This is a genomic window from Streptomyces phaeochromogenes (genome assembly GCF_001418655.1).
GTDB lineage: Bacteria > Actinomycetota > Actinomycetes > Streptomycetales > Streptomycetaceae > Streptomyces > Streptomyces phaeochromogenes.
The window spans coordinates 1-7,016 of the sequence record NZ_LIQZ01000511.1 but is presented as its reverse complement, the minus strand read 5'-3'; the positions used below and the strand labels follow the sequence as shown (position 1 = coordinate 7,016).

Below are 7,016 nucleotides of genomic sequence, written 5' to 3'. Positions count from 1 at the left end.
GGGGTGAGGGCGGGGTCGGCGTGCACGCGGGTGCGGCCGACGCGCGGCTCACCGAGCTGCTGCGCGCGGACACCAAGACGTCGTACGCGGCTCTGCGCGAACTGCGCCTGCGCCACCGGCCGGCGGTCCTCGCGTACGCCCGTCTGTGCACCACCGCCGACTCCGCGGCGCGGCAGCTGACGGACCGGGCGTTCGCCCTCGCCGCCCAGGAAACCGCGCGCGGCTCCGACCCGGGCGGCCCCTGGCGGCACCAACTCCTGCTGCTGGCGGGACGGGTGGCCGTCACCTGGACCGGGGACGAACGGGCCGGCCGCCTCGACCCCGGACTGCTCGCACGGCTGCGCGCGGCCGGTCCCGAGGGCCCGACACCGCCGCTGCTCGACGCGTTCCGGTCGCTCCCCTCCCGGGTCCAGGGCCTCGCCTGGTACGGGATCGTGGAGCGGGAGCCCGAGGAGACCACGGCGGGCCTGCTGGGACTGACCCGCGAGGACGTGACGTACGGAACGGAGCCCGCGCTCCAGGCCCTGCGCGCGTCCTTCCTGAAGAGCCATCTCGCCGCCTCCGGCGATCCGCGCTGCCAGGACTTCCGCCGGCTGATCGAGGAGTCGGTACGCCCCGACAGCCCCCGCCACAGCGCGGATCTGCGCGCCCACATGGCCGAGTGCGCGCACTGCGCCACCGCGTACGAGGAGTTGTCCGCGCTGCGGGACGACCCGCACACCGGCCTGGCCGAGGGCCTGCTGCCGTGGGGCGGCACGGCGTACGGCACGGGCGCGGCGGCCCGCTCTCGCGCCACCGCGCAGACGGAGTCGGCCACTTGGGGGTCCCTGGCGGTCTGGCCGCCCTCCCGTCGCCTCGTGCTGGCCTCCGCGGCACTCGGGGTCGCCCTGGCCCCGCTGCTGCTCTTCCTCCTCACCTCGGGCGGCTCAGGGCCCGACACGGCGGGAAGCGCGGGGAATCCGGTGCCCCCGCCTGCGGTCACCGTGACGGCCACGGTCCCGACGGCACCCTCCGCCTCCCCCACGGGCGGCGCCGACTCCCCGTCCCCGACGAGGAGTTCACGCCCGTCGAAGTCGGCGTCCCCGAGCCCTTCCCACCCGACGTCGAGCCCGCCGTCCGCCCCGGCGCCGCCGCCTCCGAACGGCAGTTACGCCCAGGTCGTGAACCGCTCCACCGGCCGCTGTCTGGACATCCGGGACGGTGACATGGAGAAGGGCACGGACGTCGTCACGGCCCCCTGTTCCTCGTCCGGCACCCAGCGCTGGCGCGTCGATGCCGAACGGGGTGCGCTGCAGTCGTACGCGGACCCCGACTTCTGTCTGGACAGCCGCGGCGCGACGGACGACGGCGTGGGCATCTGGGAGTGCGACTCGCTCGGCGGCCGCAACGCCGTGAACCTGCGGTTCGCGGTGACCGCCGACGGCGTGATCCGCCCGGCCGTCGCCCCGGACCACGCGCTGACTCCGTACGGCGACGACGGCCTGGACCTGGCCCCGGACACGGGGCGGACGGAGCAGTTGTGGCGGGCGGGGGCGGGGCCTGCGTGAACCTCTGGGCGGGCTTCTGGCCGGAGTTCCTGACCGGGGTTCCTGGCCGGGCTTCTGACCGAGGGGGCATTCGGCGTCGACTTTGGTCGCGGTCCCCCGGCTCCGTGTCATCCCTTGGTCGGTCGGTGCTGGACCGCCGACCGATGCCGCCCGGGTCCCGCCCTTCCTAGCTTGAGGTCATGACGACCACGAGCGAAGAGACGCCGGTGCGGCGCGGGGGCGTGCGGGCCGAGGAGCGGGCGCTCGCACCCGACCTCGCACGCGGGATCATGCTGTTGCTCATCGTTCTGTCCAACACCGCCTTCCACCTCTGGGCGGCCAGACGCGGACCCTCGGGCTGGCAGCCCGCGGACGGCTCATGGCTCGACCACGCCGTGCAGTTCACCATGATCATCGTGCTGGACCTGCGGGTCTATCCGCTCTTCGCGTTTCTCTTCGGCTACGGGATGATGCAGCTCTTCCTCCGGCAGACCGCCGCCGGCAACTCCGAGCGGGGCGCCGCCAGGATCCTGCGCAGGCGCAGTCTGTGGCTGATCGTCATCGGGCTCCTGCACTCCACCCTGCTGATGGCGGGCGACATCGTCGGCTACTACGGAGTGCTGAGCCTCGTCCTCGGCCTGGTCTTCCTGCGGCGGAGCGAGCGCGCGCTGAAGAGGTGGATCTGCGTCGGCGCCGTACTGATGGTGTTCTTCGCGGCCCAGCCTGTCGTATCGGCCCTGCTCCGGGGCGAGTTGGGCACGCTCGGGGACGCGGGCGCGGAGCCCGGCTTCCTGGCGTACGCCGCACAGGAGGGCAACTGGCTCACGGCGGCCGGGACCCGGCTGGAGACCGGGCTGTTCGTCACGTTCCTGGCCTCCACGCTGGCACTGGTCGGCGGTGGATACGTCGTCTTCCTGCTCGGCTTCTGGGCGGCCCGGCGCCGCGTCCTGGAGGAGCCCGGACGCCATCGGACCCTGTTGCGCCGCACGGCCGTCATCGGCATCACGGTCGGCTGGCTCGGCGCGCTGCCCACCGCGCTCGCCCACGTCGGCGCCCTGGACGTACCGGCCGACGCGCAGAGCGAGGAGGGCGCGCTCACGCTGCTCCGTGACGTCACCGGCAACGCCGCCGGGCTTGGTTACGTGGCGGCCGTCGCGCTCTTCGTGCACTGGTGGAGCAGCCGCCGGGCGGGTGCGATTGCGGGCTCGGGTGCGATTGCGGGCTCGGGTGCGAGTGGGCGCGCGGGCGGAGGTACGAGCGCAGGTACGGACGCGGGCGCGGGTGTTGAGGTTGGGGCCGGTGCCACGGTCGTCGCGGCGGTGTCGGCGGTCGGCAAGCGGTCCCTGTCCTGCTACCTCGCGCACTCGCTGCTCTTCGCGCCGGTGCTGGCCGCCTGGGGGCTCGGCCTCGGAGAGCACCTGTCCAGCTGGACCATGGCCCTCTTCGCGGTCGGCGTCTGGCTGCTCACGGTGGCGGGGGCGTACGCCCTGGAGCGCGCGGGGCGCCGGGGCCCGGCCGAGGCGGTGCTGCGGCGGCTGATGTACGGGGCCAAGGCCAAGGCAGGCTGACTGGCCGAGGCGGGCGCGGGCTGAGTGACCGGCCCGCCCGGGGCCCGCCTCAGACCACGCGTACGCCCCGCCGCCACACCTGGTCGACCAGCGGTACGCCCGGCCGGTAGGCCAGGTGGACATGGCTCGGGGCGTCGAGGAAGGCGAGGTCGGCGTACGCGCCCGGGGCGAGGCGGCCGACGTCGGTGCGGCGCAGGGCCTGGGCCCCGCCCGCGGTGGCCGACCACAGCGCCTCGTCCGGGGTCATGCGCATGTCCCGTACCGCCAGGGCGATACAGAAGGGCACGGACGACGTGAAGGACGAGCCCGGGTTGCAGTCGGTGGAGAGCGCGACGGTGGCGCCCGCGTCGAGGAGGCGGCGGGCGTCCGGCCATTCGGCACGGGTTGAGAACTCGGCGCCGGGGAGCAGGGTCGCCACGGTGTCCCCGCTCGCGAGGGCGTCGACGTCCGCGTCCGTGAGGTGGGTGCAGTGGTCCGCCGAGGCGGCGTCCAGCTCAACGGCCAACTGCACTCCGGGGCCGTAGGAGAGCTGGTTGGCGTGGACGCGCGGGTGCAGGCCCTTCGCCTTGCCGGCCGTGAGGATCGCGCGGGCCTGGTCGCCGTCGAAGGCGCCCTTCTCGCAGAAGACGTCGATCCAACGGGCGTACGGGGCACAGGCGTCGAGCATCTCGCCGGTGACGAGCGCGACGTACGCGGCGGGGTCGTCGGCGAAGTCGGGAGAGACGATGTGGGCGCCGAGGTAGGTGACCTCGTCGGTGTGCGCGGACGCGATGCGCAGGGCCCGGGCCTCGTCCTCGACCGTCAGCCCGTAGCCGGACTTCGTCTCGAAGGTGGTCGTGCCCTGGCGGAGGGCCTCGGCGAGGTAGTGGGTGAGGTTGCGCTCCAGCTCCTCGTCGCTCGCCGCCCGGGTGGCGGCGACGGTCGTACGGATGCCGCCGGCGCTGTAGGCCCGGCCGGACATCCGGGCGTTGAACTCCTGCGTGCGGTCGCCCGCGAAGACGAGGTGCGAGTGGGAGTCGACGAAGCCCGGGATCACCGCGCGGCCACCGGCGTCGACCCGATTGTCAGTGGCGGGTGCTTCTCTTGAATCACCGGTCCACGCGATGCGGTCGCCGTCGATGACGACAGCCGCGTCCTGGATCAGACCGAGAGGGGACCCGTCACCGAGGGAGGGATCGTTGGTGACCAGACTGGCGATGTTGGTGATGACGGTCGTCGTGCCGTTCGCAGTACTCATGGCGTCCTTGTCGGGGCTCGGGCTCGGGCTGGGCGCGAGGATCAGGCGCGCAGGGCTTCGACGGCTTCGGCCATGGCCTGCGGCACGTTCGGCACGAGGGCATGGGCTCCGTCGCGTACGACGTGCCGGCCGCCCACGACCGTATGGCGCACGTCCGCCGCGGTCGCCGCGAATACGGCCGTCTCGGCGCCGAGCCGTGGCACCGGCCCCGCTGTTCTGACCGAGTCGAGCGCGATCGTCGTGAAGTCGGCGAGCGCGCCGGGTTCGAGCGTGCCCGCGTCGTCCCAGCCCAGGGCCGCGTGGCCGCCCGCGGAGGCGGTGCGCAGGAGCGCCGCCGCCGTCCAGTGGCCGCGGGTGCGGGTGCGCAGGCGCTCGTTCAGCTCCATGGCGCGCGCCTCTTCGAGCAGGTCGATGACGGCGTGGCTGTCGGAGCCGAGGGAGAGCGGTGAGCCCGCCCGCTGGAGCGCGACGGCCGGTCCGATGCCGTCGGCGAGGTCGCGCTCGGTGGTCGGGCACATGCAGGTGCCGGTCGTGGAGCCGCCGAGCAGTGCGATGTCCTCGTCGGTGAGGTGGGTGTTGTGGACGCCCGTCGTGCGCGGGCCGAGCACCCCGTGGTCGGCGAGCAGCCGGGTCGGCGTGCAGCCGTGCGTCTCCAGGCAGGCGTCGTTCTCCGCCGTCTGCTCGGACAGGTGCACATGGAGCGGGGCCCGCCGCTCCTCGGCCCACCGCGCCACCGTCGCCAACTGCCCCGCGGGCACGGCCCGTACGGAGTGGATGGCGGCCCCGATCCGTGCGTGATCCCGGTCCTTGAGAACTGAACAGCGTTCGGCCCAGGCCTCTGCGGTCCCGTCGGAGAAGCGGAGCTGGTGGCGGTTCGGGGGCTGCCCGGTGCGCTTGTTGAGGAGGCCTGCGGCGAGGTAGGCGGTGTCGAGGAGGGTGATGCGGATGCCCGCCTCGGCGGCGGCCTCGATGAGGGCTTCGCCCATCGCGTTTGGGTCGGCGTACGGGGTGCCGCCCGGCGCGTGGTGGACGTAGTGGAACTCGCCGACGGCCGTGACTCCGGCGAGGGCCATCTCGGCGTACACCGCGCGGGCGAGCGCCTTGTACGTGTCCGGGGTCAGCCGGTCCGCGAAGGAGTACATGATCTCGCGCCAGGTCCAGAAGGTGCCGGAGCCGACCTGGACGGTGCCGCGCAGGGCGCGGTGGAAGGCGTGGCTGTGGGCGTTGGCGAGACCGGGAAGGGTCAGCCCGCGCAGGATCTCGGCGCCCGGGGGCGGGGCGTCGACGCCCGTGCGGACGGCGGCGATCCGCCCCTCCGAGTCCACGTCCAGTGCCACGCCCGGCTCGACGAAGGTGTCGAGCCAGGCGTGCTCCAGCCAGTAGGTCGTGCCTCGCGCGCTCACGTGCAGGCCAGCCCTTCCAGTACGTCGGCGAGTGCGGTCACCCCGGCCACGCAGTCGTCCTCGGCGGCGTACTCGGCCGGCGAGTGCGAGACGCCGGTGGGGTTGCGTACGAACAGCATGGCGGTGGGAATGGATCCGGAGAGGATCCCGGCGTCGTGTCCCGCGCCCGTTCCGAGGACGGGGACCTTGAGGTCCGCATCCTTCTCCCTGCCCAGGATGCGGGCGATCTCGTCCCGCAGGGCGTGCTCGAACTCGACGACGGGGGTGAACGACTCCCGGACGACGTCCAGCTGGACCCCGTGCTCGTCGGCGTACTCGCGGGCCGCCTTCTCGATGCCGCTCACGACCGTGTCGAGGGTCGCCTGGTCGGCGGCGCGGGAGTCGAGCCAGCCGCGCACGAGGGAGGGGATGGCGTTGACGCCGTTCGGCTCGACCGAGATCTTGCCGAAGGTCGCCACGGCACCCGCGAGGCTCGCCTCCCGCCGGGCGGCGAGCACGGTCTCCGCGTACGACAGCATCGGGTCGCGGCGGTCCACGAGCCGGGTGGTCCCCGCGTGGTTGGCCTCGCCCCGGAAGTCGAACCGCCACCGCCCGTGCGGCCAGATGGCGCTCGCGATGCCGACCCGGTCGCCGGAGAGGTCGAGGGCACGGCCCTGCTCGACGTGCAACTCGACGAACGCGCCGATCCGGGCCAGGCGCTCGGGGTCGGCCCCGATGGCGTCCGGGTCGTAGCCGGCGGCCTCCATGGCCCGCGGAAGGCTGACCCCGTCACCGTCCCGGAGCTGCCGCGCCGCCTCGACGGTGAGTTCCCCGGCCGCGAGCCGGGACCCCACACAGGCGAGCCCGAACCGGGCCCCTTCCTCGTCACCGAAGTTCACGATGGCGAGCGGCTTGGCGAACTCCGCGTTCCTGCTCCGCAGTTCGTCCAGCGCGGCGAAGGACGACACGACACCGAGGGGGCCGTCGAAGGCGCCGCCGTCCGGGACGGAGTCCAGGTGGGACCCGGTGACCACGGCGTCCCCCGCCGAGGGATCCCCGAGCCAGGCCCACTGGTTCCCGTTCCGGTCCAGCTCATAGCTCAGCCCACGGGTCCGGGCCTGTTCCTCGAACCAGTCCCGACAGTCCCGATCGGCCCCGGTCCAGGCGAACCGCCGGTAGCCACCGGAGTCGGGGTGCCGGCCGATGGGCTGCAGCTCCCGCCACATGTCGTGGAAGGACGGCGGCGTTGGGCGCGGCTGAGCTTTCGAGCCCGGTCCAGCCACATTCAGCCCGTCCGGCGTTT

General features: G+C 73.6%; 5 protein-coding genes. 2 read left to right on the top strand and 3 right to left on the bottom strand.

Features of this window, described 5'->3' with window-relative positions:
- The coding region (locus tag AOK17_RS44295; RefSeq protein ID WP_425424691.1) for a ricin-type beta-trefoil lectin domain protein at positions 1-1,547 on the top strand (1,547 nt) is incomplete at its 5' end.
- 179 nt (positions 1,548-1,726) lie between these two features.
- Entirely contained in the window at positions 1,727-3,094 is a 1,368-nt protein-coding gene (locus AOK17_RS44290; RefSeq protein ID WP_055618315.1) for a DUF418 domain-containing protein, read from the top strand.
- 49 nt (positions 3,095-3,143) lie between these two features.
- Here the strand turns inward: AOK17_RS44290 and hutI are convergent, their stop codons facing one another.
- Genes hutI through AOK17_RS44275 form a run of 3 tightly spaced genes read right to left on the bottom strand, consistent with a single transcriptional unit; the run spans position 3,144 to position 6,939 of the window.
- On the bottom strand, positions 3,144-4,331 hold the full coding sequence (gene hutI / locus AOK17_RS44285) for an imidazolonepropionase (RefSeq protein WP_055618314.1): 1,188 nt from the start codon (positions 4,329-4,331) through the stop codon (positions 3,144-3,146).
- A 41-nt stretch (positions 4,332-4,372) separates the two neighbouring features.
- Complete coding sequence (locus AOK17_RS44280; RefSeq protein ID WP_107102663.1) at positions 4,373-5,734, bottom strand: formimidoylglutamate deiminase; 1,362 nt, start codon at positions 5,732-5,734, stop codon at positions 4,373-4,375.
- A complete protein-coding gene (locus AOK17_RS44275) occupies positions 5,731-6,939 on the bottom strand; it encodes an allantoate amidohydrolase (RefSeq protein WP_079053638.1) in 1,209 nt (402 codons plus the stop codon). Before AOK17_RS44275 ends, AOK17_RS44280 begins: the two co-directional genes overlap by 4 nt.
- Positions 6,940-7,016: the final 77 nt, after the last annotated feature.